The organism is Pectobacterium sp. 1950-15 (assembly GCF_037136835.1).
Taxonomy (GTDB): Bacteria; Pseudomonadota; Gammaproteobacteria; order Enterobacterales; family Enterobacteriaceae; genus Pectobacterium.
In genome coordinates, this window is the sequence record NZ_JBBBQR010000001.1 from 458522 (window position 1) to 485329 (window position 26808).

Genomic DNA, 26808 nt, shown 5'->3' on the forward strand with positions numbered 1-26808 from the left:
GGGAGAGAACAAAATTCCAATATGCAATTAAGGCTATTTCAAGATCGGAAACATATGGAGTTACGTAAATGGAGCTACGTTATCTGCGCTATTTTGTCGCCGTTGCCCAAGCGCGGCATTTCACGCGTGCGGCAGAAAATCTGGGGATGTCACAGCCGCCTCTCAGCCAGCAAATCAAGAAATTCGAGCAGGAGATCGGGACACCGCTGTTCAAGCGACTGACGCGCGGCGTAGAAATGACGGAAGCGGGACAAGCGCTGTATGAGGATGCTCGTCAGATTTTGCAGTTGACCGATTCGGCCATCGCACGGACAAGAAGCATTGCGCGGGGTGAGAAAGGTAGCCTGAACGTGGGCTTCTCACCGTCGGCCATGTTCCACCCGACGGTGCTTGCCCTGCTGCATCGTTACTGTCAGCAGTATCCGCATGTCCAACCGCTACCGAGGGAAGAAAATCCGGCAACGCTCATTGCTGCGCTACAAGAACGCAATATCGATATCGCATTTCTGCGTTTACCTTGCGATCTCAGTGATGAGATTAACGGAGAAATTTTGGCTGAGGAGCCGATGAAACTGGTGTTGCCCGCAGGGCATGCGCTTAGCCATAAAGCGCAGGTTTCGCTCAGCGAGTTGCGTCAGGAGCCGCTGATTATTTTCCCACGCGAGGTGTGTCCGGGGCTACACGATATGATTATCCGCACCTGCTATCTGTCAGGCTATGGCCCCAGACCCAGCCCCTTTGCCCCGCAGCTTACGGCGACGATCGGGATGGTCGCGGCGGGCTTCGGCATTACTCTGGTGCCGGAATCACTCGCCTGTATTAAGGCCGATAACGTGACCTATCACGATATCGGCATGCCTGAAATCCATACACAAATTGCGGCTATCTGGCGCAAACATGAACGATCGCCCGTTATCGTGAATATGATCCACCTGATACGCCAGCATCTGAGTGGCCAGCATCCCGATTAACCCCGTGATAGAGAAAATTCCGGCCATCTGCTCGTCAAAAAGCTAGTAATTGATATAAATTCTTATATGATATTAGTTATCATTATCACTTTTTGACGGGTGGAAAAATGCTAACAGCAATGATCACAGCCTGCGGGCTATGGGGTGTGAGCTGGTGTATGGGGAAGCATCTGTCCAGTGCCTGGGGCGTGCTGTTGCCTTGTGCCATCATGCCACTACTGGCGCTGCTCAATCTGAACCTGACGCACCTAAAAGTGATTATCGCCATCGCCCTGCTGGCGACGCTTGTCATGCTGTTCCATCAACGCTTACGCCACTATTTACTGCTGCCGTCCTGTGTTGCGTTGGCTGGTGGCTTAGCGGCGCTGTCCGTCACGTTTAACCTGACAACACTGTAAATAAACGTGGATAAGTCAGTGTGAAATAGTACACAAAACCAGAATCGCAAATAAACGCGGGAAACGGTATAACCAGAAATGGGATACAATAGAATAAACAGAGAGGAAAATCAGGAAGATACAGAATAAATCTGTGGTGCGAAGAGAGGGACTTGAACCCTCACGTCCGTAAGGACACTAACACCTGAAGCTAGCGCGTCTACCAATTCCGCCACCTTCGCACTGAGAACGTTGTTTGTCTTATGCAGTAAGACTGCTTTATGCGGAAAATCAGCTTTATGCGTTAAAGCTATCATGACATGGTGCGAAGAGAGGGACTTGAACCCTCACGTCCGTAAGAACACTAACACCTGAAGCTAGCGCGTCTACCAATTCCGCCACCTTCGCAATTCTGCCATGCTGCTCATGCAATACTGATTTACTGCTTCGGTTCGACAAACGAAAACCATCGTAGTGATGTTGGTGCGAAGAGAGGGACTTGAACCCTCACGTCCGTAAGAACACTAACACCTGAAGCTAGCGCGTCTACCAATTCCGCCACCTTCGCAACACTGCTTTACGCAATATCACTACGGGGGCGAATTCTAGAGGTTTTCACGTTCACGTCAATGATTATTTCCTCTGGAATGCGGGGTTTGCTGCAAAAATCATCATCTCGCTGCGGCGCTGTGCGTAAAGAGTTCATCGAGCCATTCTATAAACACCCGAATCCGCGGTGCGAGAAAACGGCCAGGTGCATACATCACATAAAGCGGCATCGCAGGCGGCGGTATTTCCGGCAGGATCTCTACCAGTTCCCCGCTTTCCAGAAATGGGCGTAAACCGCGACGCGGCGCCTGAATAATCCCCAGTCCGGCACGGGCGCTGGCAATGTAGGCATCGGTGCCGTTGACCTGCAACGTACCGGGCAACATACGCGTAATGCACTCATCGCCCAGCATAAATTCCAGCGGATAATGGTGTTCAGTACGCAGAGAGAAATAGCCGACCATATGATGCCCCGACAGGTCATCAAGCGAACGCGGCACGCCGTAGCGCGCCAGATAATCGGCCGACGCACAGGTAATCTGCGGCATTGACGGCAAATGGCGGGTCGCCAGCGTCTCGTCGTCCGTCTGCCAGGCGCGCAGCACACAGTCGACGCCTTCACGCAGCACATTAATCGCCGCATCGTTGGCGCTTAGCATCAACGTCACCTGCGGATAACGCGCATAAAAATCCCCCAGCGCCGGAACGACGATCTCTCGCGCCAGCGAGTGCGGCATATCCACCCGCACTTTACCAACGGGCTGCTGTTTTTGCTGCGTGAATAGCGTGTCGATCTCTTCAATTTCCGCAAGCAATTGCAGGCAGCGTTCATAATAAACGCGTCCTTCATCGGTGATCTGTACTTGACGAGTCGTGCGTTGTAGCAAACGTACTCCCAGCCGCCCTTCAAGCTGTTTGATCGTGTTGCTCACCGTTGCACGCGGTAGCGCCAGCCGTTCCGCCGCACGGCTGAAGCTACCCAGTTCGACAATACGCACAAAAACCCGCATCGCCTGAATATGATCCATCACCGCCACCATTGTTGGTTATTTTTGAATAGTGTTGCATAAAAAGCGGTATTTATCTTTTTTAGATAAACAACCAGACTGCTTTCACTGCCAACGAAATGAGGAAGATGACAATGCAACAGCGCAAATTAGGCACGAATGGTCCACAGGTTTCGGCTATTGGGCTAGGCTGCATGGGGATGAGCGATTTCTACTCCACCGCGCAGGATGAGAAAGAATCCATCGCCACGTTGCATCGCGCACTGGAGCTGGGCGTCACGCTGCTGGATACCGCCGATATGTACGGCCCACACACCAATGAGTTACTGCTCGGCAAAGCGATAAAAGGCAAGCGTGAGCAGGTCTTTCTGGCAACCAAATTCGGCATCATCCGTGACCCCGCAAACCCCAACGCACGCGGCATCTGCGGTAAACCGGACTACATCCGCCGTTCGGTGGAAGGCAGCCTGACGCGCCTCGGTACAGACGTTATCGATCTTTACTATCAGCACCGCATTGATCCAGCCGTTCCCATTGAAGAGACGGTCGGCACGCTGGCCGAGCTGGTTCAGGAAGGCAAGATTCGCTACATCGGCCTGAGTGAAGCCTCCGTCACCACGCTGGAACGCGCGCATCGCGTGCATCCTATTACGGCGTTACAGAGCGAATACTCACTGTGGACCCGCGATATGGAAGCCGAGATTCTGCCCACCTGTGAGCGTCTGGGGATCGGGTTTGTGCCTTACAGTCCGCTGGGCCGTGGTTTCCTGACCGGTGCGATTCGCAGCCCGGACGATCTGGCCGCCGACGATTTCCGTCGCACCAATCCACGTTTCTCGGGGGAAAACTTCGACAAGAATCTGCTGCTGGTAGAGAAAATTAACCAACTGGCGCAGGAAAAACAGGTTACACCTTCACAGCTAGCGCTGGCGTGGGTATTAGCACAGGGTGAGCATATCGTGCCGATTCCAGGCACCAAACGCCGCCGCTATCTGGAAGAGAACGTCGCGGCGCTGGAGGTCACACTGACGCAAGAGGAACTGGCCGCCATTAATGCCATCTTCCCGCCCGATGCCGCAGCGGGTGAGCGCTACGGCAAGGAGAGTATGGCAGCCCTTAATCAGTAGTTGGGATTACCGACGACCTTTACTGCCTGTGCGCGGCGGACGACCAACAGTGGCCTGGTACACCTTGAAGCGCCCGGTCTGCGCCAGCACTTCATGGCTACCGAATGCGGCATCTAACAGCGCGGGATACGGCAGGAAGGCGTTCGCAACGATGCGTAGCTGCCCGCCAACCGGCAGATGGGTTACCGCGCCACGAATCAGCATTTCCGCGGCTTGCAGACTGGTCTGTAAGCCGTCGTGGAACGGCGGATTGGAGACGATCATATCGAAGCGGCCATTAATGTCGGAATAGACGTTGCTCGCAATCACCTCGCCTTCCAACGCATTCGCCGCCAGCGTAGCTTTGCTGGACTCCACCGCCGCCGCGCTGACATCGCTCAGCGTCAGACGGATTTTCGGCGACTGTTTCGCCAGTACCGATGCCAGCACGCCCGCCCCGCAGGCGATATCCAGCACTTTACCTTTCATATGCGGTTCAAACGTAGACAGCAGCAGTCGGCTACCCGGATCCAGATCATCACGGCTGAAAACGCCCGGAAGCGTTTTGACGGTCACACCGTCCGTCACATACTCGTCCCACCAGTCATCCAGCGTGAAGCTGGCCTGCTTATCAATCCGACCGTGGTAAAGCCCACAGCGGCGCGCGCTGTCGATTTTCACCAGCTCAACGAAATCAGACAGCACGGTTTCGGCGCTGCGCACACCGCTGCGGTTTTCCCCAACTACGAAGATCTCCGCGCCAACCGGCAGCAGGGACAGCAGATTGCGCAGTTGGAATTCCGCTTCCTGTTTACTTTTCGGCCAGTAATAAATCAGCGTGTCGCTATCCGCCACCAGCGCCGCATCCGCCACCAGACCGAATTGCGCATTCTCGCCAAGCGGCTTTGTCATCTGCTGCCAGTGGTGATATTGGTTGCAGTGGACACGCACTGACGCCGCCTCAAATTGCGCAGGCAGGGTATCCTGCAAATCACCGGCAAACAGAACGCGGCGTGAGAGAAATTCATCGCTATGGCGCAGTATAACTTCACTGGCGGGGGTTAATGCGGACATCAGGCTACGGCTCCTTAATCATTGAGCGGGGGATTATATACGCTTCGTCCCCGAAGTTGCAGCGCGCAGAGGAAATAACCACGCCGACGTTGGCGCAGCCTGACGGGGTTTGTTAGCATAGGCACGAATCATTTTCTCGCCCGCCAGACAGGACAACGCATGGAATCAAGACGTGACAGGCTGCTACAGCAACTGGGGATTACGCAGTGGACGCTGCGTCGCCCGACGGTGCTGCAAGGCGAAATCGCCGTCAGTCTGCCCGCACAGGTGCGTCTGGTGATCGTCTCCGCCGAGCCGCTGGCCGATGATGAACCGCTACTGGCCGATGTCCTGCACAGTCTGGCGCTGACGCCCGCACAAGCCTATCGCCTGACGCCGCAGCAGATCGAGATGCTGCCCGCCGACGTACGCTGCCATAGCTGGCGGTTGGGTATTGAGGAGCCGATTGCGCTACAAGGCGTTCAGCTTTCCAGCCCTCTGCTTTCCGAACTTTATCAAAATGCCGACGCCAAACGGGCGCTGTGGCAACAGATCTGTGAACATGAACACGATATCTTCTCTGACGCCAGTTGACCTGGCGCAAGCCTTTAAAATAGAACAGGCTAGCCATGCCTTCCCGTGGACGGAAAAAACGTTTGTCAGCAATCAGGGGGAACGTTATTTCAACATCAAACTGAGCCATGACGGTCAGCTTGCCGCTTACGCCATCACCCAGGTTGTGCTGGACGAAGCGACGCTGTTCAACATCGCCGTGCACCCCGACTACCAGCGTCAGGGCTTGGGTCGCCAACTGTTGGAACATCTGATCGACGAAATGGAGCGACGCGGTATTCTGACGCTGTGGCTGGAAGTCCGCGAATCAAACGCACGCGCCATCGCGCTGTATGAAAGTCTGGGCTTTAACGAAGTCTCCGTGCGCCGCGATTATTACCCCACGGCACAAGGCAGGGAAGACGCCATTCTCATGGCGCTACCGCTCGGTTAACATACAATTAAGTAACGTATAGAAAAGGTCTAACACTTAGGTCTTATACTGGCCTGTTAAGCGAATATGTTGATTAAAAGCGGCTATTTCATTATGCGATAGCCGCTTTTTTGCTTAGCAGAGGGGCCGGCACCCTAGAATCCCGCCAAAAACCATTAAGAGCCATAAACGGCGTTATGACCCTTGTTCAGCAAAAAAGAGGTGAATAGAACGCTATCCTAACACCAGCCTTTTACAGTAATTATCTCAGGCAATGATGCACGAGGGTCTGGTGTTATCTAGGCGGCGCACTGACAAGTAGTCACCACATTTCACTTGCAACATATCCAATACGGAAATTCTCTCGGCCAGCCTGCGGCGCATCACCAAAGCTAACCTTTAATGTTTGCCAACGACTGACATCCCATGCGCAAAGCTGCCCATCTAATGTCAGCGACGCCAGATCGCTATGCGCGTCAATATGCTGCTTTGTCATCGACAACCAGGTCGCGTTGCTTACCTCATCAATGGCTGGAAGACGTAGCGTCAGCCACGTATCGATCTGCGGCCAGCCAAAATCCAGCGTCAGCATTTTGAAGCCAGGGCTCTGCAAAAACGCCGCCATCGCTTCAGCATTTTTCCATACATAGAGAGGGGCATAACCGTTTTCATCGCAAAAAGCGTCATCACGCAGGGAAATGAGGTAGGTCTTAAACAGTAAGCCGGGAAAGCCATTCAGTTTCGCACCGTTCTGCGCAATACGCGCCTCGATGATGGCCATGTCGTAGTCGGCTGGCAGAGTAAAACGGTATTGCATTACAATCATAATCTCTCCTCCGACAACATCTGCCCGTTGCCACAATCCTCCAAACAACCGAGTGCGGAAACTGCCGCTGGCCAGCCTGCGTAAAATGCCAGATGAGTGAAAACTTCAACGATCTCTTCACGGGTTAACCCATTTTGCTGAGCAAAGTTGATATGCCAAGGAAGCTGCTGCACGCGCCCTTGTGCCGTCAGGGCACCCAGTGTGATCAGGCTACGCTCGCGCGGGGAAAGCGTTTCACGTTTCCAAATATCATTAAACAGTGTGTCTATGCTCAGTTCGGCCAGTTTCGGTGCGACGCGGGCCAACGTTTCACGATCGAGCGATTTCGCCATGGTATTTTCTCCGTATTGACAGTAGAGCAATTCTGGCGCGATAGTTTCATCCCGAAAATCAAATTATTTTCAATCAACCATCCCGAATTTCAGGACGAAAATGGACAAACTTTCACTGACGCTTGACCTCGATGCGCTACGCAGTTTTGTGACAGGTATGGAGTGCGGCAGCTTTGCACTGGCTGCGACACGACTTTGCCGCTCAACCTCGGCGATAAGCGCTCAACTAAAAAAGTTGGAACAACAGTGCGGTGCCAAACTGGTGGTAAAGCAGGGCCGTCACCTGGTATTGACCCATACTGGCGAGATATTGATGGGCTATGCTCGTCGCCTGCTGGCACTGAATGATGAGGCACAGCGAGCAGTGAAAGGTGAGTTGTTGCAGGGGGAGATCCGCATTGGCATGCAGGAAGATTTTGGCGAGTCGCTGATGCCCAATATTTTGGGCGAGTTCAAACGCCACCATCCGGGGCTACGGATTATTGCGCGAGTAGATCGTAACCAGGCGCTGCTCACTGCGCTTGATAACAATGCACTTGATATGGCACTACTGTGGCAACCGGATAACACCACACAAGAAGGCCGGCTTATCGACCAGTGCCAATTGGAGTGGATAAAACATCCGGATCTGGACATCAACACGCTACTGGCACAGGGGGAACCCTTACCACTGGTGATGTTTGAAAGCCCGTGTCTGATGCGTTCACGAGCCACCACCTGCTTAGATCAGGCTGGCATTGCATGGAAAGTGGTATTTATCAGCCATAGCCTGAGCGGTATCTGGGCCGCAGTGCAGGCCGGACTGGGCATTACCGTGCGTACTCGTATCGGGATACCCAACAATCTCCACATAATGGGGAGTATTTTGCCATCGCCGGGGAACCTTGGAATTACACTGAAGCAAGGGATTGAGAACGAAGCGATTCATAACGCACGAGCCATGCTGGGGCAACTGATAGAAAAGGCTTTATTGAATGTGAAGCTTGAATAACCATAGCCAATCAAAGGTCAGTCTCCGCACTGGCTTCGATTAGCGGATCCCTCAGTTAGCAGCACGCTGATGGGATATTTAGTATGTCGGATGTGATGTATTCCAACCTGACTGCCACCAACGCCCTCCTTCGGTGACGCTACCGCAGCATTGAAATAAAAATTATTCTCAGCCAAGAAACGTCTGAAATTTGACGCCGCTCGACCCATTTCAGGCATCTGGCATATCATCAGCCAGTATTGATACCTCAGCCGATAGGCATCAGCGCTATTGTCAGCATCACGGCTGGTTACAAGGGCTACTGCGTAAGCGGCCAGGGAAAATGTGCGCCCCGTCCCGCTCTGCCTTTTTTCCTGCCAGAAAAATCCCCGCAACGTGATCGCTACAAATAAAACATTGTTTCTTTTTTATCATAATGACATTCCATTTCATGTTTCTGGTTTGCAGGCATGCATGGTTTATCCGTTATCAACGAGGAATAATATGAAAAAATACACTCTGGCTACGACGCTTCTGTGCGGCTTATTCTCTCTTTCCGCTTACGCGGTACAAATAACGGCGGTGACAGCCTCCGCTTATGATTCAGACAAGGGCCACAAGCCAGCCAACATTGCCGATGGCGACGTAAAAACGCGCTGGGCGGCAAATGGTGAGAGCTGGGTTCAGTTAGAACTGGATAAAGAACAATCGGTTGAGAACTTTGTTCTTGTTCCTTTCAAAGCGGACGAGCGCAAACTGAAGTTCTCCGTCTCCTACTCCACCGACGGTAAAACCTGGAAAAAGCTGGCTGAGAATCTGGTCACCTCCAGCAATGCCAAAGACGGTGAAAAATTCACCTTCCCAGCCGTTAAAGCCAAATTCTTCAAACTGGATACGTTTGGCACCGATGTGAACAAATGGAGCGCGATCAACGAGATCAGCTTTAACAGCGCCGCGCAGGTTCCTGCTCAGGCCATTAAGTAACGTTGTCGGCTGGCCTGACGTTGAGGCCAGCCTTTTCCGATAGCGTTGAGTCGCATCACGCCCGACACCGCTACCGAACATGATGCATTTCCGCTTTGCTACCCACGCGTTTCTTACGCGTCCTCGCCTCTCCCATCGGTATCCACATTTTCCTTAGCGTTGAAATAAAAATCATTCTCAACTAAGATGCGCCTGAAATTTGACCTCCTATCGTTCCGGTTCAGGCACCAGACATGTCATCAGCCAATATTGATACCTCAGCAGATATGCATCAGCTCTATTGCCAGCATCATGGCTGGTTGCAAGGGCTATTACGCAAACGACTGGGGAATCTGTGTGATGCGGCCGATCTGGCGCAGGATGTCTTTGTACGGCTCTTGCTGAAGCCACGTCAGTTCGACAGCCACGCGGGAGCGCGGGCTTATCTGAGTGTGATGGCACAAGGCATGTGCGTCGATCTCTGGCGCAAACGGGAAATCGAGCGCGTCTGGCTCGCCTCGCTGGCCGAACAGCCGGAGTCCGTTGCCCTGTCAGCGGAAGACAGCAATATCATTCTCGAAACGCTGTATCAGGTCGATGCCATGCTGCGCGCGCTGCCCGAGAAGGTGCGTGCCGCTTTTATCATGGCGCAGGTACAGGGACGCCCCTATCGGGACATTGCCGAGGCGCTGGGCGTTTCCGAACGCATGGTGAAAAAATACATGGCGCAAGCCATGCTGCACTGTGTGCTGCTGGAAGCAGAGATAGACGCGGACGGTCAGGCTGCTCATTCATGAATAACCCCAGCCTCAACAAACCCAGCTTTGTTGCCTTGCAGCAGGCATCGCAGTGGTACGCCCAACTGTGCGATCGGGAATCTGGCGATGAGCACTACCGCCACTGGCAGCGCTGGATGGATGAAAGCGAGGAACATCGCCATGCCTGGGAATACGTGCTCACGGTCAGTCAGCGTTTCCAGCCGCTGCGTGGCGACGGTCAACAACCCGCGCTGAATACGCTGTTGCACCAGCCTGCACCGATGACACGCCGCCGCGCGCTCAAGCTCGCCGCACTGCTCAGCACTGGCACACTCCTCTCCTGGCTGACTTACCGCCACACGCCGCTAAAAGGCTCGCTGCTGGCGATGACGGCCGATTATCACAGCGCGGTAGGAGAAATCAAATCGCTGACGTTACCGGACAACACCCGGCTGTGGCTGAATACCGCCAGCGCGATTGATATCCGCTACAGCGACCAGCGTCGGGAAATCGCTCTGCTGGCGGGGGACATTCTGATTGATACCGCTGCCAATGCCCGCCCTTTCTTTGTCACGACCGCGCAAGGGCGCTTGCAGGCACTAGGCACACGCTTCAGCGTCGCACAGGAGTCAGACACCACCACGCTGACCGTTTACCAACATGCGGTCGATGCCAGCGCCAGATACGCCTCTGCCGCGCGTCGGGTTAACGCGGGCTACCATCTGCGCTTCAATGCCGACGGTCAGGGTAACATTTTGCCCAATCAGCAGAACGATGCCGATTGGTCACACGGCAGGCTACAGGCGGACAACATGCCGCTGGGAGAGGTTGTGGCGCAGCTGTCTCGCTATCGTCATGGCTATCTGGCGTGCCAACCCGCGATTGCCGATTTACGCGTGATGGGCACCTTCCCCTTAACCGATACCGACATGGCGCTGAACATGCTGGCGCAAGCCTTCCCGGTTCGCATCCATCGCCGTTTTCCGTGGTGGGTGACCGTCGAACCGCGCTGATATCGTCCGCATAACCGTCACCCTTTCTGGATACCGCTCTTTGGGGACAGATAATAAATTTTCTCTTTTGAGTTCCCCTTTTCCTGCTGTCGTTCGATTCACAGTAAAACCACCAATTTTTACTCTGGGTCAGAAGGCGAATTTTCATGGCATTGATTCCATTTTTCTCTACACAGCGCACCCCTTCCAAACTGGCAATTGCCGTTCATCTGCTACTGTGCGGCGCACCGCTTTTCGCGCATTCCACCGCAACCGCCGCAGAAACAGCAGCCGCGGCGGCAACCAAAACCTACACAATCCCTGCCGGACCGCTTAACCAGCAGCTAAACCAGTTTGCCGCCCAGTCGGGCGTTTATCTGGTTGGCGATGCACAGCTGGCGACAGGAAAAACCGGGCCGTCCCTGCAAGGGAATTACAGCGTCGATGGCGGGTTTTCGGCACTGCTGGCAGGAAGCGGACTTCAGGTGATTCCGCAGCCTAACGGCGCCTGGCGCTTACAGAGAATACCGCAGGGAGATGAGATGCTGGTCGTAGCGGGGGTCAATCGCAACGGCGTGACCGAAGGCACCCAGTCCTACACCACGCGCAGCATGAACACCGCGACACAGCTGAACCTGTCGCCGCGAGAAACGCCGCAGTCGGTGAGCGTCGTGACGCGCCAGCGTATGGACGATCAGAATATGACCTCGCTGGATGAGGCCATGAAGCAAACCACCGGCATTAACGTGGTCAATCAGAATAGCTATCAGGTGAAATACGAGTCGCGTGCTTTCGTGATGGATAATATCAAGGAAGACGGCGTTAACTTCTCCAGCCAGAACAGCGTCTCCAACATGGGCGCGGTTCAGTCCTCCAGTGAATCGCCCGATCTGGCGATCTATGACCGTGTGGAGATCCTGCGCGGGGCGTCCGGCTTGTCACAAGGCAATGGCGAACCCGGCGGCACCGTTAATCTGGTACGCAAGCAGCCGACTCACAATTTTCAGGCCTCCGGCAGCGTTGGCGCAGGCAGTTGGGATAATTACCGCAGCGAGCTCGATGTCTCTGGGCCGCTGAACGACGATGCCAGCCTGCGCGGCCGTCTCGTTGGCGTTTATCAGGACAAGCAAAGCTTTAAAGATTACGAACACAGTGAAAGAAAGGTGCTGTTTGGCACGCTGGCCTATGACCTGACGCCGTCCACCACGGTGACTGGCGGCATCAACTGGCAAAAGACCCGCGGCGTGCCCGATGTGTATGGCGTTCCGTTTGCCACCAATAAAAGCAGCCTGAATCTGCCACGTTCCACCTATCTGGGTGCAAGCTGGAACCGCATCGAATTTGAAAAAATTAGCCCGTTCGTCGAACTGGAACACCACTTCGATAACGACTGGACGCTGAAAAGCGCGCTGAACTATATCCATTCCCGCGCAGCAAGTAGCTATATCGGTATCATGAACGGCACAAGCGGCGTGAATCCGGCAACGGGAAATTCGTCGCTGAACAATAACTTGCGCTACGACAACAAGGCCGAACAGTGGGGCTACAACCTGAGCCTGAACGGCCCGTTCGAGCTGTTGGGGCGCAGTCACGAACTGGTGGTGGGCGGTGATTATCAGAAAGAGAACTTCGATAACAACCACATCCGCATTAACAACACCAGCACCGTGAACATTTTTAACTGGCAGCCCAGTTCGCTGGCAGAACCGGACTGGTCAAATACGAGTCTCTACAACAACCACTATAACGACCGCTTTAATCTGTATCAGCGCGGCGCGTTTGCCACGGCCAGATTCGAACTGGCCGATAACTGGAAGCTGATTCTGGGCGGCCGCTACAGCGCCTACAGCTATGACGAGTATTTCACTAACCATCTCCGTAATACGTCCTCACTCAGCAGCCTGCATGCCAGCAATGAGTTTGTACCTTACGGCGGCCTGCTATGGGACTTCGCCGATAACTACACCTGGTACCTGAGCTACGCCGAAATCTACAAGCCGCAGAGCGAAAAAGACCGCAACGGCAACCTGCTGCCCGCCATTACCGGCACCAACTATGAAACCGGCATAAAGGGCGAGTTCTTTGATGGCGATCTGAATACCTCGCTGGCCCTGTTCCGCATCATTCAGGAAAATCGGGCCATGGCCGTCGCGAATAGCTCGGTTTGCCTGATCGGCACAAGTTGCTCCCAGCCCGAAGGCAAGGTACAAAGCCAAGGGGTAGAACTGGATGTCACGGGGAAACTGGCTGAAGGCTGGCAGGTTCAGGCGGGTTATACCCTGACCAACAGTAAATATCTTGAAGGCAGCGCGAGTGAAAGAGCCGCGCAGTTCAGCCCGCGTACGCCAAAGCACATGTTCAAGCTCTACACCTCATACACTCTGCCGGGTGAACTGAACCAATGGACGATTGGCGCGGGTATGACGGCACAAACCGAGACGCAAACCTACCCGAATCGGGCTTATGGCCTGCATCAGGGCGGCTATACCCTGTTTAACGCCAATATCCGCTACCAGTACAGCAAAAACCTGAGCTTCAATCTGGTGGGCAATAATCTGACGGATAAAACCTACTTCTTAAACCTGAACAACCGCCATCTTAGCGGCAACAACTATTACGGCGATCCGCGTAATTACATGTTGACTGCGAAGTGGAATTTCTAAGCGAATATGCCTGCCAGCCTCTGCTGGCAGGCCATCGCCCAACCCATTATGCAAACGCTTAAACGCTTTTATTCGCTGGTCTCGCCTTTCTGGCTGACGACGCGCGCCACGCTGTTGTGGTTATTGCTGCTGCTGATCATGAGCCTGACGCTCTCCGTCGTGTGGATCAGCGTGCAGTACAATAACTGGAGCCGGGATTTTTACGACGCGCTGGCCGACTATTTTCAGCACGCCTCCCTCTACGATATGGCCGTGCGCTATCTGGCCTATACGCTGCTGTTCGTGCTGGTGATCATCTGCGGCAACTGGCTCAAGAAACAGCTGATTATCCGCTGGCGCGATACCATGACGCATCAGTATGAGCAGGATTGGCTGCGCAATCACGCCCACTATCAGCTCAGTGCCGGGCTGGATAACCCCGATCAGCGCATCGCGGAAGATATTCGTCTACTGATTGAACAGAGCCTCGAACTCCTGCTTTCGCTACTGAAAAACACCGCCCGTTTTTTCTCTTTCATCGCTATTCTGTGGCAGCTTTCCGGCGTTCATACTTTCACATTAAGCGGCTATACCCTCACGATACACGGCTATCTGGTGTGGATCGCACTGATTTACGCCGCCCTCGCCAGCGTGGTCACACATCGGCTGGGGCACCGCCTGCACAAGCTAAACATTGAGCGTCAGCGGGCGGAGGCCGACTATCGCGCCACGCTGCTGCGGGTACGGGATAACAGCGAACAGATTGCGTTTTATCAGGGGAGTGACGCCGAGCAGCAGCGGATGCGGCAACATTTCCTGCCCATCGTGCAAAACTGGCAGCGCCTCATGGCGCGAGAATTCCGGCTGGAAAGCTTTACCACCAGCTATTTCCGCTTCAGCCTGATTATTCCGGTGTTCGCGACCCTGCCGCTGTTTCTTGCTCGTCAGGTTAGCCTTGGGGCGATTATGCAGGCGCGATCCGCCTTCGGCTATGTGCTGGATGCCTTTGGCTGGTTTATCGATGCCTATCGTCAGTTGGTTCAATGGTCTTCTACCATTGAGCGACTGTGGGAATTCCAACGCCGCTTACAGCAACTGCCTGTGGCAGAGGTGCCACATCATGAAGGCCATACTCTGCATATCAACGCGCTATCCGTACCGCGCCCTGATGGTTCGCCGTATTTCGCCCCGCTGACGCTCACGCTTCAGGCTGGCGAATGGGCGGCGTTCAGCGCAGCCAGCGGCACAGGGAAAACCACGCTGCTGCGTGCGCTGGCGGGGCTGTGGCCAGTTTCGCAAGGAGACTGGCATTTCCCCGCAGGCCGCACGCTGTTTTTGCCGCAAAAAGCCTATTTACCGCAGGATACGCTGCGTCAGGTGCTGTGTTATCCGCAGGTGCAGTTAGCGGATACTGCACAGTTGGTTGCAGTGCTGGAACAAACCGGGCTGACCTCAATAACTCCCCGTCTGGACGACAAGGCAAACTGGGGTCGGGAGCTATCGGGCGGCGAACAGCAGCGTCTGTCGCTCGCGCGTGCGCTACTGCTGCGCCCGACGCTGCTTTGTCTGGATGAAGCCACCAGCCAGCTTGATGACGCGGCAGCGCTTCAGTTACTAGAGCACATCAGGACTGCGCTGCCACAAACCATTGTGTTGGCCGTCAGCCACCAGCCTGCCGTACTGGCTTGCTTCACACATCAGGTACGGTTAACGCCGCTCGAACCAGAGAAGAAAATACGCACGGAGAACAACATTGTCGAACCTTCTGTTACGGTGCCAGAGGCGGATAGACAGCAGGTTTCTTACGGCAGGATATGAAGGGAAATACAGAAAAAAACAGCCCGGAGCGAACGTCCGGGCTGATATGATATTACTCGTTATCGCCCAGCAGAACGGATTCCAGCGCGATTTCGATCATCTCGTTAAACGTATTTTGACGCTCTTCTGACGTAGTCTGCGCCCCCGTACGGATGTGGTCAGAAACGGTACAAATGGCCAGCGCTTTCGCACCGAACTCTGCCGCGACGCCGTAGATACCGGCCGCTTCCATTTCCACACCCAGAATGCCGTATTTTTCCATCACGTCGAACATCTGTGGATCTGGCGTGTAGAACAGATCGGCGGAAAAGATGTTACCTACGCGTACGGAAACATCGCGGGCTTTAGCCGCATCAACCGCATTGCGCACCATGTCGAAATCAGCAATCGCCGCATAGTCGTGATCTTTGAAGCGCATACGGTTTACTTTGGAATCCGTACAGGCACCCATACCGATCACCACGTCGCGCAGTTTGACATCTTCACGTACCGCGCCGCAGGAGCCCACGCGAATGATCTTCTTCACGCCGAATTCAGTGATTAGTTCTTTCGCATAGATTGAGCAGGAGGGGATCCCCATACCGTGGCCCATGACCGAAATTTTACGGCCTTTATACGTGCCAGTGAAACCCAGCATGCCACGCACGTTGTTCACTTCGCGGGCATTTTCCAGAAAGGTTTCGGCAATGTACTTAGCGCGCAGCGGGTCGCCCGGCATCAGTACAACGTCCGCGAAATCACCCATTTCTGCATTAATATGTGGCGTAGCCATGCGTTTATTCCTTAATTAATCAAGTTCACGTAAAAACGGTGTGTTTTACAGTATCGATTTACCGTAGTCCATAGGCGACAGGCCAAAGTAGGCTGCAACGGTCTGCCCGATATCGGCGAAGGTTTCACGGTGGCCGTATGAGCCCGGCTTCACGTTCGGGCCATAGATCAACACCGGGACGTTCTCACGGGTGTGATCGGTGCCGTGCCAGCTTGGGTCACAGCCGTGGTCGGCCGTCAGAATCAGGATGTCATCGCCCTTCACGCGGGACAGCATTTCTGGCAGGCGGCGGTCAAACAGCTCCAGCGCGGCAGCATAACCCGGAATATCGCGACGGTGGCCGTAGGCAGAATCGAAATCAACAAAGTTGGTAAATACGATGGTGTTGTCGCCCGCGTTATCCATTTCTTTCAGCGTGGCGTCAAACAGCGCATCAATGCCGGTCGCCTTCACTTTCTTCGTGATGCCGACCTGCGCATAGATATCCGCAATTTTACCGACGGAAACCACTTCACCGCCTTTTTCATCCACCATCTTTTTCAGAATGGTCGGCGCTGGCGGTTCAACGGCCAGATCGTGACGGTTGCCGGTACGCTCGAAGTGGCCGGGTTTGTCGCCGATAAACGGACGAGCAATCACACGCCCGATGTTGTAGCCCCCTTCGGTCAGCTCTTCGCGGGCAATTTCACACAGTTCGTACAGCTTATCCAAACCGAACGTTTCTTCATGGCAGGCAATCTGGAACACGGAATCCGCAGAGGTGTAGAAAATCGGCTTGCCGGTTTTCATGTGCTCTTCTGCCAGTTGATCCAGAATCACCGTACCGGAAGAGTGGCAGTTGCCCAGATATCCCGGAAGATTGGCACGTTTCACCAGTTTATCCAGCAGCGCCTGCGGAAAACTGTTTTCTTCATCTTTAAAATAGCCCCAGTCGAACAGGACAGGCACACCGGCAATTTCCCAGTGGCCAGACGGCGTATCTTTACCCGAAGAGATTTCACTGGCGTGCGCGTAAGCACCGATGATGTCTGCATTTTCATCCAGCCCTACCGGGAACGTTCCCGTTGAGGCCTCAGCGGCTTTACCCAGCCCCAGACGGCTCAGGTTCGGCAAATGCAGCTTGCCGCTGCGCCCTTTGTCCGCCGTTCCCGCTGCACACGCCTGAGCGATATGACCCAGCGTATCCGAACCCGCATCACCAAAACGTTCTGCATCCGCGCTGCTGCCGATGCCAAACGAGTCAAGAACCATAATATATGCACGTTTCATTCTTTTTCTCCTGCGCAGTTCTGCGCTAACGCCCTGCCTACCGGAAGGGGAACATCAATTCAAAACAGCCAATAACCCACTCTGGCGATCACGCTTCCGCGCTCACTCGACGGTAGACCATCGGGGTCTTTTCTGGCGCCGTGTCGCCCAGTTGGATTGCGGCGCGAACCTCATTCGCCGCCTGCTGCCATTGCGCTTCCGTATTGGCATGGATCACCGCCAGCGGGCGCTGCGCGTCAACGCGCTCACCCAGGCTGATCATGTTATCCAGACCGACGCTGTAATCGATCGTATCGGTAGCCTGACGGCGTCCGCCGCCCAGCGAGACGACTGCCATGCCCAACGCGCGGGTGTCCATCGCCGTCACAATACCTTCACGCGTCGCGAACACCGGCTTACTTAATGTCGCCACCGGCAGGTAACGATCGTAGTGTTCGACAAAATCGCCCGGGCCACGCTGTGCGGCCACCATGCGACCAAAGACTTCAGCGGCTTTGCCGTTATCCAACACCGTTTGCAGGCGTGAACGCGCGTCGTCTGCCGAGCTTGCCAGCCCACCCGCCAGCAGCATCTCGCCACAGAGTGCCATAGTAACATCATACAGGCGCGGATTGCGGCTCTCTCCCGTCAGGAAACGTACGGCTTCCCGCACTTCCAGCGCATTACCCGCGCTGGAAGCCAGCACCTGATTCATGTCCGTCAGCAGCGCGCTGGTGCGGCATCCCGCGTTATTCGCTACGCCGACAATCGCCTGCGCCAGCTGTTCGGACAGTTCATAGGTCGGCATAAACGCCCCAGACCCCACTTTGACGTCCATCACCAGCGCATCCAGCCCTTCAGCCAGCTTTTTCGCCAGAATCGACGCGGTGATCAGCGGGATGGAATCGACCGTGGCAGTAATGTCACGCGTGGCGTAAAAGCGTTTATCCGCCGGAGCCAGCGAGGAAGTCTGCCCAATAATTGCGACGCCGACCTGCTGGATGATGCGACGAAAATCGTCATCGTTAGGGAAAATATCCAATCCCGGAATCGCTTCGAGCTTATCTAGCGTGCCGCCGGTATGGCCTAAGCCGCGCCCGGAAATCATCGGAACGTAGCCCCCGCAGGCAGCGACCATCGGTCCCAGCATCAGCGAAGTGACATCACCCACGCCGCCGGTAGAGTGCTTGTCCACCAGCGGGCCGTTCAGGTTCAGACTCTTCCAGTCCAGTACCGTGCCGGAATCACGCATCGCCAGCGTCAGCGCCACACGTTCATCCATCGACATGTCATGAAAATAAATGGTCATCGCCAGAGCCGCAATCTGGCCTTCGGAGACGGTATTGTCACGAATACCGTTGATAAAGAAGCGGATCTCTTCTTCGCTTAGCGATTTTCCGTCACGCTTCTTACGAATAATTTCTTGAATCAGAAACAAGGTCTATACTCCTGCTGAATTCTGATGTGGCTCCGCAGCCTGTCGCTGCGGGCGCATTTGCTGTTGTGAGCCAATGCCGTCATAAACAGAATGCTGTCATGAAAAAAATGTGGTCACGAATAACGTTGTCACACATGAAGTCGTGCGCCTGTACGTCTGCTTAGTAGCCGCCCTGCGGAGCTGTTGCTCCGTGGCCGAGCGTGGTCAGCAGGCTTGCCAGCAGGCTGGATGCGCCAAAGCGAAAATGCGAGGCCGTCGCCCATTCAACGCCCATGATATCGTCCGCCAGTTGCAGATAGATGGCGGCGTCTTCTGCATTGCGTACGCCACCCGCCGCTTTAAAGCCAACGCGCTCACCTACGCCTTTATCGCGGATCGTCTTCAGCATGATCGCCGCGCTCTCTGGCGTCGCGTTCACGGGGACTTTGCCGGTTGAGGTTTTAATGAAATCCGCACCCGCATCAATGGCAATCTCACTGGCCTGACGGATCAGCGCGTCTTGTTTCAGCTCGCCCGTCTCGATGATCACCTTCAACAGCACGTTGGCATCCTGACATACCGCTTTGCATGCCTGCACCAGCTCAAAACCGATTTGCGCATTGCCTGCGATCAGTGCGCGATAAGGGAATACGACATCAACTTCATCAGCGCCGTAAGCGATCGCCGCTCTGGTTTCCGCAACCGCGATGTCAACATCATCATTGCCGTGCGGGAAGTTGGTGACTGTCGCAATACGAATATCCGGCGTACCCTGCTCACGCAGGATCTTTTTCGCCAGGGGGATAAAACGGGGATAGATACAGATAGCAGCAGTTTTCCCTGCCGAGCTGTTCGCCTGACGGCAGAGCGCCGTCACTTTTTCATCCGTATCATCCTCATTCAGCGTGGTTAAATCCATCAGCGCCAGCGCACGCTGCGCGGCCGTGGTCAGCTTGGTCATACAACTCTCCAACTCGTCAGCCGGTCTAACCGGCCTGAACATAAACTGGTGTAAAACCAGCACGTTTGGCGAGCGGACTTGGTTCCTTGAAGATAGCGCTCAGGAGAAACAACCTGTAGCGGCACCGAGATCCTTCTCACCGCAATCAGCCTTCCTCTACAATTCATCCTGTGATGATTCCAACACCGAAAGAACGATACCGAAAGAAACTCTTTATACACGTGGGCATATCAGACATTTGAACACGCCATGCCGGACTATTTTGTGCATTCATTCACACTTGATGTAAGAGAAATGCAATAGGTAGTGATTATATGTGATTTCAGTCACACATACTTCTCCAGATAAGATTTCATCCAATGAATTAAAGGTGACAACCTTGTCGGCCAGACGATCCATGTGAATCGGGAAAAAGAAGGTGACAACCACGGATAGCCCGCAGGATGGAAGCCGCCTGCTGCGGGTTGGTGTTATGTAGTAAGCATAGCGCTTTCTCCCTAAACACAGAGAGAAAGCGCAGGCAGAGCAGAAAAATTATTTCCCTGCAGAAGGTTTACGGTAATCCAGTGCGGGCTCCCGGTCGCCTAATAGTGGCTTATAGTGGAAGTTCTCGCCACGGCTCTTATCAAACTCGGCTTTCGCCTGTTGAATCAATGCGGGATCGCTCAGTAGCTTGGCCCCTGTAACGGCCAGCGTTTTAGCCGCCACGTCCATGCCTTTATAGCCAATCGCCATGCCGCCGGATGCCACCGCCTGCCAGCTGTGTGCAGGTACGCCGGGGACCCAGGTCGCCGTTCCCAGCCCGACCGTCGGCACTACCCAACTGACATCGCCCACATCGGTCGATGCATAGCCCGTTTCACCAAAATGATACGGCGCGATCTGACCGGCACTGGAAAGCGGCGGCAATTTGGCTTGATCTAACGTTTTCTGCAACGCGGTGGCAAAATCCGTATCCGCCTTATCCCATTGTGGCCCCCCAACGCTTCTAAGGCTGTCATCCATCATTTTTCCCAGCACGTTGTTCGGCAACAGGCTGTACACGCCGCCGAGAATTTCGAACTCATAACGCGTTTCGGTTCCCAGCGCGGCACCTTCCGCCGCTTTGCGAATGCGATCGGTCACACTGGCGACCACGGCCGGATCGGGGTGGCGCACGTAGTAATACACTTCGGCGAAGTCCGGCACCACGTTCGGCGCTTTGCCGCCATCGGTAATCACATAGTGAATACGCGTTTCCTGCGGCACATGTTCCCGCATCGCGTTCACCATAAAATTCAGCGCCTCCACGCCGTCCAGCGCCGAGCGCCCTTTCTCTGGTGCCATCGCGGCATGCGCGGAGCGACCATAGAAACGGAACTTACCGTTCACGTTCGCCAGCGAATAATCTTGCGAGGCAGAATTCTCATCGCCGGGATGCCAATGCAACATCACATCCACATCCTTAAACAGCCCCGCTCGCGTCATATACACTTTACCGGAACCACCTTCTTCCGCCGGCGTGCCGTAAACCCGGATTTGCCCCGGTTTGCCCGTCGCTTCCAGCCACTGTTTTAGCGCAATCGCAGCCCCCACCGACCCCGCGCCAAAAAGGTGATGCCCGCAGGCATGTCCAGCCTCAATGCCAGCAACCGGAGAACGTTCCGGCGCCGCGGCCTGAGAGAAGCCCGGCAGCGCATCCATCTCGGCCAGAATGCCGATAACCGGCCCACCCGCTTTCCCCGCCGTCGCCACAAACGCAGTCGGAATGCCAGCGACACCCGCTTCAACGCTGAACCCGGCCGCTTTTAACTCATTCTGTAGCAGTTGGGAGGTATTGGTTTCCAAATAACCCAGTTCGGGCTTTGACCATATCTGCTGAGCAACGGTCGTCATCTGGCCCGAATAATTCGCGACGGCGTTCACAATCGTTTCCCGATCTTTCTCTGCCAGTTCAGCGGCATAGCCCAGTGAAAGGAAGCAAGAAGAGAACGCCACGGCCAGCGCGGGAGGTATATATCGTTTCAGTGTCATACGTTTTTCCCTATCCGTAAAAGAAATGCATGTCTTTGAATAACAGCCATTAATGTGATGCAGTGCCTGTTCTTTGAAATGCAGGAGCTTTGAAATGCTAAGTATTTGAAATACGATTGGTGTGAAATACGATGAGTAGGACGTGCTATTTATGTTTAGCTGGGACAAATCACTTTTTCAAACAATAATCCATAGACAAGACCATGACTGAACACATCAAACATCCCCAGTGGTATCTGTACATACTGCGCACAGTCGCTGGGGCGCTGTACACGGGTATCACGACGGATGTCAGCCGCCGACTGAATCAACATCAAACGGGAAAAGGGGCGAAAGCGCTACGGGGGAAAGGGGAACTGACGCTGGTGTTTCACTGTCTGGCGGGCGATCGCTCAAACGCACTCAAACTGGAATATCGCCTTAAGCAACTGAGTAAAAGCCAAAAAGAAAGGCTGGTACAAGACCAGCCTCAGACACTATGCATTTCAGACACGATGTATTGATGCGCTATCGGTTAGCGAATCACGTTAGAGAAAACGGTTAAACGGTTCGGCGTATTCCACCAGCCCACTCGCGCTTGCAAAGCCGCTTTCCCCCTCTGCTCGATCTTCACCGACAAAATGATTATCCGCCAGTGGATAGACCTGAAAAGCCGATTTGCTGTCTGGCCAGCGGCAATGTAGCTGCTGCTCTGCCGCCGGAACAAAGCCAAAACGGGAGTAATACGCAGGGTTACCCAAGACTACGACAGCGGTGTAACCAAACTCATTCAGCGCATCCAATCCTTCGTAGACCAGTTTTTCCCCCACGCCCTGCCGGCGCAGATTTTCTTCTACCGCCAACGGCGCCAGCGCTACCCACTGCCGATCTTCACCTTCGATCAGCACCGGGCTGAATGCCGCGTAGCCTACCACGCCGCCTTCATCGTCGGTCGCCACAACGCCGAGCGTCAATAAACCGTCTTCACGCAGTTGATGCACTAGATCCGCTTCCGCGCCCGTAGGAAAAGCGCGGCGCAATAAGCTGTCGATCCCGGCGGCATCAACGGGAATTTCCACCCGAACTAGCATGATACTGGCGCGTGATTTGCTGTTTGCATCACGCCCTCCTGTAAACCGGCTTCAACAAAGTTCGCCAATTGCAGCAGGCCGATACGCAGCGGCGCAGGCATGGCTTCCAGCTCAATGGCGTCCATCAGGTTCTTCACATACAAACCTAACTCGGTATCGCCTTCAATGCGCAGACGACGCTGGAAAAAGAGCGTATCGGGATCTTCTTTACGCGCGGCGATCAAAATCAGATCGTTCGCATCCGCACTAAAGCTAACATCCGGCGTCTCATCATGGCTCACCACCAGACGGCCATCGCGCAGCGTCATAAACCACTGCAAACCGACGTCACGCACCTCAATTTTCAGCCAGCGGCTTTCGAGAAATGCCAGATCGCCCTCTTCCAGCGCCTGACGGAACTGCCAGCCCAACATCTGTTCCAAAACCTGACGCTGTAGCGCAAAGGGGGTGAACTTGAGTGGCTTACCTAATAAGCTCGGCCCCTGACGCACAATCTGCGCTCGTAGTTTTTCCAACACTGGCGTACTCCTCTTAAAGCAATCTGACTGTTCAGATAATCTGCAAACATTTTGCCACATCCACCGCGAGCGGAAGAGGTCTATGTCAATAATTTAGTCGGTTATCCGATTATGCCCAACAGATTTTGTCCTTGCGCGACGATTAGCACCATAAACTGCCTTAAATCAAAGTCCTTATCTGATGGGTTAATTAAGATTCCCAATCGTTAACAACATTCATCGACTGATAAAAATCGTCGTAAACGATTTTCAGCATCGCTCGCGACAGCCCGCAGGGGTGGCGACGGAACGCCGTCATCAACAGCGATCGTCAGTCTGAACATCATTGATCGTACCGAGCCGCTACGGCCCCGAAGGGATTAATGAAGGATTGTGTATGGAACTGCTTTGCCCCGCCGGTAACCTGCCGGCACTGAAAGCTGCCATCGATAATGGCGCAGATGCGGTCTATATCGGCCTGAAGGACGACACCAACGCACGTCATTTTGCCGGGCTGAATTTCACCGATAAGAAACTACAGGAAGCGCGCGAATACGTGCACCGCCACCGGCGTAAGCTGCATATCGCCATCAATACGTTTGCTCACCCAGACGGCTATCAGCGCTGGCAACGCGCTGTGGATATGGCGGCACAAATCGGCGCCGACGTGCTGATCCTCGCCGATCTCGCCATGCTGGAGTATGCCGCCGAGCGCTACCCCCACATCGAGCGCCACGTGTCGGTTCAGGCTTCCGCGACAAACACCGAAGCAATCCGTTTTTATCATCGTCATTTTGATGTCTCACGTATTGTGCTGCCACGCGTGCTGTCCATCCATCAGGTAAAGCAAATTGCCCGCACCAGCCCGGTGCCGCTCGAAGTCTTCGCCTTCGGTAGCCTGTGCATCATGGCGGAAGGCCGCTGTTATCTCTCGTCTTATCTGACCGGTGAATCACCGAATACTGTGGGTGCCTGCTCGCCAGCGCGATTTGTACGCTGGCAGCAGACGGAAAACGGCATGGAATCGCGGCTGAATAACATTCTGATCGACCGCTATCAGGACGATGAAAACGCCGGTTACCCTACACTGTGTAAAGGCCGCTATTTAGTCGATGGGCAACGCTACCATGCGCTGGAAGAGCCAACCAGCCTGAACACGTTGGAGCTGCTGCCTGAGTTGATGGCCGCCAATATTGCCTCCGTGAAGATAGAAGGTCGCCAGCGTAGTCCGGCCTATGTCAGCCAAATTACGCAGGTATGGCGACAGGCCATCGATCGCTGCCGCGCCAATCCTGAGACATTCGTTCCCACCCAGGCTTGGATGGACGCGTTAGGTGCTGTGGCTGAAGGCACGCAGACCACGCTCGGCGCTTATCACCGTAAATGGCAGTAGCGGGAGAACACATGAAATACGCATTAGGGAATATCCTCTACTATTGGCCGAAAGAGGACGTCGAGGCGTTTTACCAAGCTGCGGTGAACAGCAGCGCCGATATCATTTATCTCGGTGAAACGGTGTGCAGCAAGCGCCGGCTGATGAAGGTGGCGGACTGGTTCAACGTGGCCCGTGAAGTCGCCAGCAGCGGCAAACAGGTGGTGATCTCGACACTCGCGCTCTTACAAGCCCCGTCTGAACTTACGGAACTGAAGCGCTATGTGGAAAATGGCGAGTTCTTGCTGGAAGCGAACGATCTGGGTGCCGTCAATATCGCAGCCGAGCGCAACCTGCCGTTTGTCGCCGGACACGCGCTCAACTGCTACAACGCATACACCCTACGTGTGCTGCACAAACAAGGCATGGTGCGTTGGTGTATGCCAGTCGAGCTTTCTCGTGACTGGCTGCAAAACCTGCTGAATCAGTGTGACGAGCTTGGCTTTCGCCACCAGTTTGAGGTGGAAGTGCTCAGCTACGGACATTTGCCGTTAGCCTATTCCGCCCGCTGCTTCACCGCCCGTTCAGAAGATCGGCCAAAAGATGAATGTGAAACCTGCTGCCTTAGCTACCCACAGGGCAGAAAAATGCTGTCGCAGGAAAACCAGCAGGTCTTTGTCCTGAATGGCATCCAGACGCAAAGCGGCTATTGCTACAACCTCGGTAACGAACTGGCGTCAATGCGGGATCTGGTCGATATTGTCCGGCTGTCGCCAAACGATATCGGCACGCTGGCGATGCTGGATAAATTCCGCGCCAACGAACAAGGCACTGCACCGTTAGCGCTGGAAAATCAGGCCGATTGTAACGGCTACTGGCGCCGCGTCGCCGGCCTTGAGCTTGTCCCATAACCAACATTCTATCCGGGCGGCACGCCGCCCTTTTCCCTCAATCGCACCTTTGAACTACGCGGTGTTGCGACATTCCCTCATACTGATCTGACTTTCATCATTGACTGACGGCATTAGCATCCACCGCTTAGGTGGAGTCAGTGAACAACAAAGTGAGTCATATTATGTCCACACCTTCTCAAACTGCTGTGTTTTCCGTCCTCGATCTTGCGCCTATTCCGCAGGGTGCGACAGCACGTGACGCCTTCCATCGCTCGCTAGAGCTGGCACAACATACAGAGAAATGGGGCTATCACCGCTATTGGCTGGCGGAACACCACAGCATGACCGGCATAGCCAGCGCAGCAACATCAGTGCTGCTCGGCTACCTTGCCTCGGGAACGGCGCGCATCCGTCTCGGCTCTGGCGGCGTGATGCTGCCGAACCACTCACCGCTCGTCATTGCAGAACAATTTGGCACGCTGGAATCGCTGTATCCCGGCCGCATCGATTTGGGATTAGGCCGTGCCCCCGGCACCGACCAGCGCACCATGATGGCACTGCGCCGCCACCTCAATGCCGATATTGAAGATTTCCCACGCGATGTGCAGGAACTGCAACGCTATTTCGCTGATGCACAGCCGGACCAACCGGTGCAAGCCGTTCCGGGACAAGGTTTACACGTTCCGATCTGGCTATTGGGCTCGAGCCTGTACAGCGCGCAGTTGGCCGCAAGACTGGGGCTACCTTTTGCTTTCGCCGCCCATTTCGCGCCTGATATGTTGCTGGAGGCATTCCGTCTCTATCGCGAACACTTTATCCCTTCAGCCACCCACGCCAAACCTTACACGATGGTTTGCGTCAATGTGGTCGCGGCAGAGAGCGATCGGGATGCACGCTTCCTCTTTACCTCGATGCAGCAACAGTTCATCAACCTGCGCCGTGGCACACCGGGCCCGTTACCCGCTCCGGTAGAAAACATCGACACGGTCGGATCACCTGCCGAGCAATTTGGCGCGGAGCAAGCATTACGGCTGTCCATTGTTGGCGATCGCGCCAAGGTGCGCCATGGATTGCAGAGTCTGTTGCGAGAAACACAAGCGGACGAAGTGATGATCAATGGCCAAATATTTGACCATCAGGCACGCCTGCAATCTTTTGAAATTGCGATGGATGTGCGGCAAACGCTTTAACGTACGTTGATAGATTTGTTTGAACC

Annotated in this window: 26 protein-coding genes and 3 tRNA genes; 15 read left to right on the forward strand and 14 right to left on the reverse strand. The window is 54.7% G+C overall.

What is annotated here, in order from left to right; all coding sequences use genetic code 11:
* Window positions 1-68 precede the first annotated feature (68 nt).
* Together WCT94_RS01970 and WCT94_RS01975 are read left to right on the forward strand one after the other, a co-directional pair.
* Window positions 69-971, forward strand: a complete 903-nt coding sequence (locus WCT94_RS01970; RefSeq protein ID WP_336867603.1) for a LysR family transcriptional regulator — start codon at window positions 69-71, stop codon at window positions 969-971.
* A 107-nt stretch (window positions 972-1078) separates the two neighbouring features.
* On the forward strand, window positions 1079-1369 hold the full coding sequence (locus tag WCT94_RS01975; RefSeq protein WP_319848970.1) for a DUF1435 domain-containing protein: 291 nt from the start codon (window positions 1079-1081) through the stop codon (window positions 1367-1369).
* Between the two features lie 134 nt (window positions 1370-1503).
* On the opposite strand, the gene WCT94_RS01980 is transcribed toward WCT94_RS01975, so the two are convergent.
* The 4 genes from WCT94_RS01980 to WCT94_RS01995 form a co-directional block, all read right to left on the reverse strand.
* Window positions 1504-1590, reverse strand: a tRNA-Leu gene (locus WCT94_RS01980).
* A gap of 79 nt (window positions 1591-1669) precedes the next feature.
* Window positions 1670-1756: transfer RNA gene (locus WCT94_RS01985), tRNA-Leu, on the reverse strand.
* A 73-nt stretch (window positions 1757-1829) separates the two neighbouring features.
* Window positions 1830-1916, reverse strand: a tRNA-Leu gene (locus WCT94_RS01990).
* 103 nt (window positions 1917-2019) lie between these two features.
* Window positions 2020-2925, reverse strand: a complete 906-nt coding sequence (locus WCT94_RS01995) for a LysR family transcriptional regulator (protein ID WP_336867606.1) — start codon at window positions 2923-2925, stop codon at window positions 2020-2022.
* A gap of 113 nt (window positions 2926-3038) precedes the next feature.
* Here WCT94_RS01995 and WCT94_RS02000 point away from each other — a divergent pair, with 113 nt between their 5' ends.
* Window positions 3039-4031: an aldo/keto reductase gene (locus WCT94_RS02000; protein ID WP_336867607.1), complete on the forward strand. Its 993-nt coding sequence runs from the start codon at window positions 3039-3041 to the stop codon at window positions 4029-4031.
* Window positions 4032-4037: 6 nt separating this feature from the next.
* Here WCT94_RS02000 and rsmC read toward each other — a convergent pair whose 3' ends face one another.
* Window positions 4038-5084: a 16S rRNA (guanine(1207)-N(2))-methyltransferase RsmC gene (gene rsmC, locus WCT94_RS02005; protein WP_336867609.1), complete on the reverse strand. Its 1047-nt coding sequence runs from the start codon at window positions 5082-5084 to the stop codon at window positions 4038-4040.
* Window positions 5085-5243: 159 nt separating this feature from the next.
* On the opposite strand from rsmC, the gene WCT94_RS02010 reads away from it, so the two are divergent.
* Both WCT94_RS02010 and rimI read left to right on the forward strand, forming a co-directional pair.
* Window positions 5244-5657: a DNA polymerase III subunit psi gene (locus tag WCT94_RS02010; RefSeq protein WP_332410317.1), complete on the forward strand. Its 414-nt coding sequence runs from the start codon at window positions 5244-5246 to the stop codon at window positions 5655-5657.
* Window positions 5626-6069 carry a ribosomal protein S18-alanine N-acetyltransferase gene (rimI, locus tag WCT94_RS02015; RefSeq protein WP_336867611.1) on the forward strand — a complete coding sequence of 148 codons (444 nt, stop codon included), beginning with the start codon at window positions 5626-5628 and terminating at the stop codon, window positions 6067-6069. Before WCT94_RS02010 ends, rimI begins: the two co-directional genes overlap by 32 nt.
* 301 nt (window positions 6070-6370) lie before the next feature.
* On the opposite strand, the gene WCT94_RS02020 is transcribed toward rimI, so the two are convergent.
* Both WCT94_RS02020 and WCT94_RS02025 read right to left on the reverse strand, forming a co-directional pair.
* Window positions 6371-6874, reverse strand: coding sequence for a DUF4865 family protein (locus WCT94_RS02020; protein WP_336867613.1), 504 nt, complete (start codon window positions 6872-6874; stop codon window positions 6371-6373).
* The gene (locus WCT94_RS02025; protein WP_336867615.1) at window positions 6871-7206 is read right to left on the reverse strand and encodes a carboxymuconolactone decarboxylase family protein; all 336 of its coding nucleotides are present in this window, start codon (window positions 7204-7206) and stop codon (window positions 6871-6873) included. Before WCT94_RS02025 ends, WCT94_RS02020 begins: the two co-directional genes overlap by 4 nt.
* Window positions 7207-7306: 100 nt before the next feature.
* Here WCT94_RS02025 and WCT94_RS02030 point away from each other — a divergent pair, with 100 nt between their 5' ends.
* From WCT94_RS02030 to WCT94_RS02055, 6 genes are all read left to right on the forward strand, one after another.
* Window positions 7307-8197, forward strand: coding sequence for a LysR substrate-binding domain-containing protein (locus WCT94_RS02030; protein ID WP_336867617.1), 891 nt, complete (start codon window positions 7307-7309; stop codon window positions 8195-8197).
* Between the two features lie 483 nt (window positions 8198-8680).
* Window positions 8681-9160: a discoidin domain-containing protein gene (locus tag WCT94_RS02035; protein WP_180777476.1), complete on the forward strand. Its 480-nt coding sequence runs from the start codon at window positions 8681-8683 to the stop codon at window positions 9158-9160.
* A 233-nt stretch (window positions 9161-9393) separates the two neighbouring features.
* Entirely contained in the window at window positions 9394-9936 is a 543-nt protein-coding gene (locus tag WCT94_RS02040) for a sigma-70 family RNA polymerase sigma factor (protein ID WP_336867619.1), read from the forward strand.
* Window positions 9933-10910, forward strand: coding sequence for a FecR domain-containing protein (locus WCT94_RS02045; RefSeq protein WP_336867621.1), 978 nt, complete (start codon window positions 9933-9935; stop codon window positions 10908-10910). Before WCT94_RS02040 ends, WCT94_RS02045 begins: the two co-directional genes overlap by 4 nt.
* Window positions 10911-11056: 146 nt before the next feature.
* Window positions 11057-13552, forward strand: coding sequence for a TonB-dependent siderophore receptor (locus WCT94_RS02050; protein ID WP_336867622.1), 2496 nt, complete (start codon window positions 11057-11059; stop codon window positions 13550-13552).
* 6 nt (window positions 13553-13558) lie between these two features.
* Window positions 13559-15349, forward strand: a complete 1791-nt coding sequence (locus tag WCT94_RS02055; protein WP_336867624.1) for an ABC transporter ATP-binding protein/permease — start codon at window positions 13559-13561, stop codon at window positions 15347-15349.
* 52 nt (window positions 15350-15401) lie between these two features.
* Here WCT94_RS02055 and deoD read toward each other — a convergent pair whose 3' ends face one another.
* The 5 genes from deoD to WCT94_RS02080 form a co-directional block, all read right to left on the reverse strand.
* A complete protein-coding gene (gene deoD, locus WCT94_RS02060) occupies window positions 15402-16121 on the reverse strand; it encodes a purine-nucleoside phosphorylase (RefSeq protein WP_012773304.1) in 720 nt (239 codons plus the stop codon).
* Window positions 16122-16166: 45 nt separating this feature from the next.
* On the reverse strand, window positions 16167-17390 hold the full coding sequence (gene deoB / locus WCT94_RS02065; protein ID WP_336867627.1) for a phosphopentomutase: 1224 nt from the start codon (window positions 17388-17390) through the stop codon (window positions 16167-16169).
* 88 nt (window positions 17391-17478) lie between these two features.
* Window positions 17479-18807 (reverse strand): thymidine phosphorylase, encoded by a 1329-nt coding sequence (gene deoA / locus WCT94_RS02070; RefSeq protein ID WP_336867629.1) that lies wholly within the window; start codon window positions 18805-18807, stop codon window positions 17479-17481.
* A gap of 160 nt (window positions 18808-18967) precedes the next feature.
* Complete coding sequence (gene deoC / locus WCT94_RS02075; RefSeq protein ID WP_336867631.1) at window positions 18968-19747, reverse strand: deoxyribose-phosphate aldolase; 780 nt, start codon at window positions 19745-19747, stop codon at window positions 18968-18970.
* 534 nt (window positions 19748-20281) lie between these two features.
* Window positions 20282-21760 carry an amidohydrolase gene (locus WCT94_RS02080; RefSeq protein ID WP_336867633.1) on the reverse strand — a complete coding sequence of 493 codons (1479 nt, stop codon included), beginning with the start codon at window positions 21758-21760 and terminating at the stop codon, window positions 20282-20284.
* A 203-nt stretch (window positions 21761-21963) separates the two neighbouring features.
* Here WCT94_RS02080 and WCT94_RS02085 point away from each other — a divergent pair, with 203 nt between their 5' ends.
* The gene (locus WCT94_RS02085) at window positions 21964-22263 is read left to right on the forward strand and encodes a GIY-YIG nuclease family protein (RefSeq protein ID WP_336867634.1); all 300 of its coding nucleotides are present in this window, start codon (window positions 21964-21966) and stop codon (window positions 22261-22263) included.
* Between the two features lie 24 nt (window positions 22264-22287).
* Here WCT94_RS02085 and WCT94_RS02090 read toward each other — a convergent pair whose 3' ends face one another.
* Together WCT94_RS02090 and ubiT are read right to left on the reverse strand one after the other, a co-directional pair.
* Window positions 22288-22830 (reverse strand): GNAT family N-acetyltransferase, encoded by a 543-nt coding sequence (locus WCT94_RS02090; RefSeq protein WP_336867636.1) that lies wholly within the window; start codon window positions 22828-22830, stop codon window positions 22288-22290.
* The gene (gene ubiT, locus WCT94_RS02095) at window positions 22824-23348 is read right to left on the reverse strand and encodes a ubiquinone anaerobic biosynthesis accessory factor UbiT (protein ID WP_336867638.1); all 525 of its coding nucleotides are present in this window, start codon (window positions 23346-23348) and stop codon (window positions 22824-22826) included. The genes WCT94_RS02090 and ubiT overlap by 7 nt, the downstream gene beginning before the upstream one ends.
* Window positions 23349-23724: 376 nt before the next feature.
* Between ubiT and ubiU the strand changes: the two genes are divergently transcribed.
* The 3 genes from ubiU to WCT94_RS02110 all read left to right on the forward strand — a co-directional run bounded on the left by ubiU (window position 23725) and on the right by WCT94_RS02110 (window position 26782).
* Window positions 23725-24720 (forward strand): ubiquinone anaerobic biosynthesis protein UbiU, encoded by a 996-nt coding sequence (gene ubiU, locus WCT94_RS02100; RefSeq protein WP_039502133.1) that lies wholly within the window; start codon window positions 23725-23727, stop codon window positions 24718-24720.
* A gap of 11 nt (window positions 24721-24731) precedes the next feature.
* Entirely contained in the window at window positions 24732-25610 is an 879-nt protein-coding gene (locus tag WCT94_RS02105) for a U32 family peptidase (RefSeq protein WP_336867640.1), read from the forward strand.
* Window positions 25611-25774: 164 nt separating this feature from the next.
* Window positions 25775-26782: a luciferase-like monooxygenase gene (locus WCT94_RS02110; protein ID WP_336867642.1), complete on the forward strand. Its 1008-nt coding sequence runs from the start codon at window positions 25775-25777 to the stop codon at window positions 26780-26782.
* The last annotated feature ends 26 nt before the right edge of the window (window positions 26783-26808 follow it).

What these genes read in the sequence shown, in the direction of transcription:
- deoC (WP_336867631.1), bottom strand. Translation starts at nt 19,747, where the DNA reads ATGACCAAGCTGACCACGGCCGCGCAGCGTGCGCTGGCGCTGATGGAT.
- rsmC (WP_336867609.1), bottom strand. Translation starts at nt 5,084, where the DNA reads ATGTCCGCATTAACCCCCGCCAGTGAAGTTATACTGCGCCATAGCGAT.
- deoB (WP_336867627.1), bottom strand. Translation starts at nt 17,390, where the DNA reads ATGAAACGTGCATATATTATGGTTCTTGACTCGTTTGGCATCGGCAGC.
- WCT94_RS02020 (WP_336867613.1), bottom strand. Translation starts at nt 6,874, where the DNA reads ATGATTGTAATGCAATACCGTTTTACTCTGCCAGCCGACTACGACATG.
- deoD (WP_012773304.1), bottom strand. Translation starts at nt 16,121, where the DNA reads ATGGCTACGCCACATATTAATGCAGAAATGGGTGATTTCGCGGACGTT.
- WCT94_RS02030 (WP_336867617.1), top strand. Translation starts at nt 7,307, where the DNA reads ATGGACAAACTTTCACTGACGCTTGACCTCGATGCGCTACGCAGTTTT.
- WCT94_RS02105 (WP_336867640.1), top strand. Translation starts at nt 24,732, where the DNA reads ATGAAATACGCATTAGGGAATATCCTCTACTATTGGCCGAAAGAGGAC.
- WCT94_RS01970 (WP_336867603.1), top strand. Translation starts at nt 69, where the DNA reads ATGGAGCTACGTTATCTGCGCTATTTTGTCGCCGTTGCCCAAGCGCGG.
- WCT94_RS02025 (WP_336867615.1), bottom strand. Translation starts at nt 7,206, where the DNA reads ATGGCGAAATCGCTCGATCGTGAAACGTTGGCCCGCGTCGCACCGAAA.
- WCT94_RS02055 (WP_336867624.1), top strand. Translation starts at nt 13,559, where the DNA reads ATGCCTGCCAGCCTCTGCTGGCAGGCCATCGCCCAACCCATTATGCAA.
- WCT94_RS02085 (WP_336867634.1), top strand. Translation starts at nt 21,964, where the DNA reads ATGACTGAACACATCAAACATCCCCAGTGGTATCTGTACATACTGCGC.
- ubiU (WP_039502133.1), top strand. Translation starts at nt 23,725, where the DNA reads ATGGAACTGCTTTGCCCCGCCGGTAACCTGCCGGCACTGAAAGCTGCC.
- WCT94_RS02110 (WP_336867642.1), top strand. Translation starts at nt 25,775, where the DNA reads ATGTCCACACCTTCTCAAACTGCTGTGTTTTCCGTCCTCGATCTTGCG.
- WCT94_RS01975 (WP_319848970.1), top strand. Translation starts at nt 1,079, where the DNA reads ATGCTAACAGCAATGATCACAGCCTGCGGGCTATGGGGTGTGAGCTGG.
- WCT94_RS02040 (WP_336867619.1), top strand. Translation starts at nt 9,394, where the DNA reads ATGTCATCAGCCAATATTGATACCTCAGCAGATATGCATCAGCTCTAT.
- WCT94_RS01995 (WP_336867606.1), bottom strand. Translation starts at nt 2,925, where the DNA reads ATGGATCATATTCAGGCGATGCGGGTTTTTGTGCGTATTGTCGAACTG.
- WCT94_RS02050 (WP_336867622.1), top strand. Translation starts at nt 11,057, where the DNA reads ATGGCATTGATTCCATTTTTCTCTACACAGCGCACCCCTTCCAAACTG.
- rimI (WP_336867611.1), top strand. Translation starts at nt 5,626, where the DNA reads ATGAACACGATATCTTCTCTGACGCCAGTTGACCTGGCGCAAGCCTTT.
- WCT94_RS02045 (WP_336867621.1), top strand. Translation starts at nt 9,933, where the DNA reads ATGAATAACCCCAGCCTCAACAAACCCAGCTTTGTTGCCTTGCAGCAG.
- WCT94_RS02090 (WP_336867636.1), bottom strand. Translation starts at nt 22,830, where the DNA reads ATGCTAGTTCGGGTGGAAATTCCCGTTGATGCCGCCGGGATCGACAGC.
- WCT94_RS02010 (WP_332410317.1), top strand. Translation starts at nt 5,244, where the DNA reads ATGGAATCAAGACGTGACAGGCTGCTACAGCAACTGGGGATTACGCAG.
- WCT94_RS02035 (WP_180777476.1), top strand. Translation starts at nt 8,681, where the DNA reads ATGAAAAAATACACTCTGGCTACGACGCTTCTGTGCGGCTTATTCTCT.
- WCT94_RS02000 (WP_336867607.1), top strand. Translation starts at nt 3,039, where the DNA reads ATGCAACAGCGCAAATTAGGCACGAATGGTCCACAGGTTTCGGCTATT.
- WCT94_RS02080 (WP_336867633.1), bottom strand. Translation starts at nt 21,760, where the DNA reads ATGACACTGAAACGATATATACCTCCCGCGCTGGCCGTGGCGTTCTCT.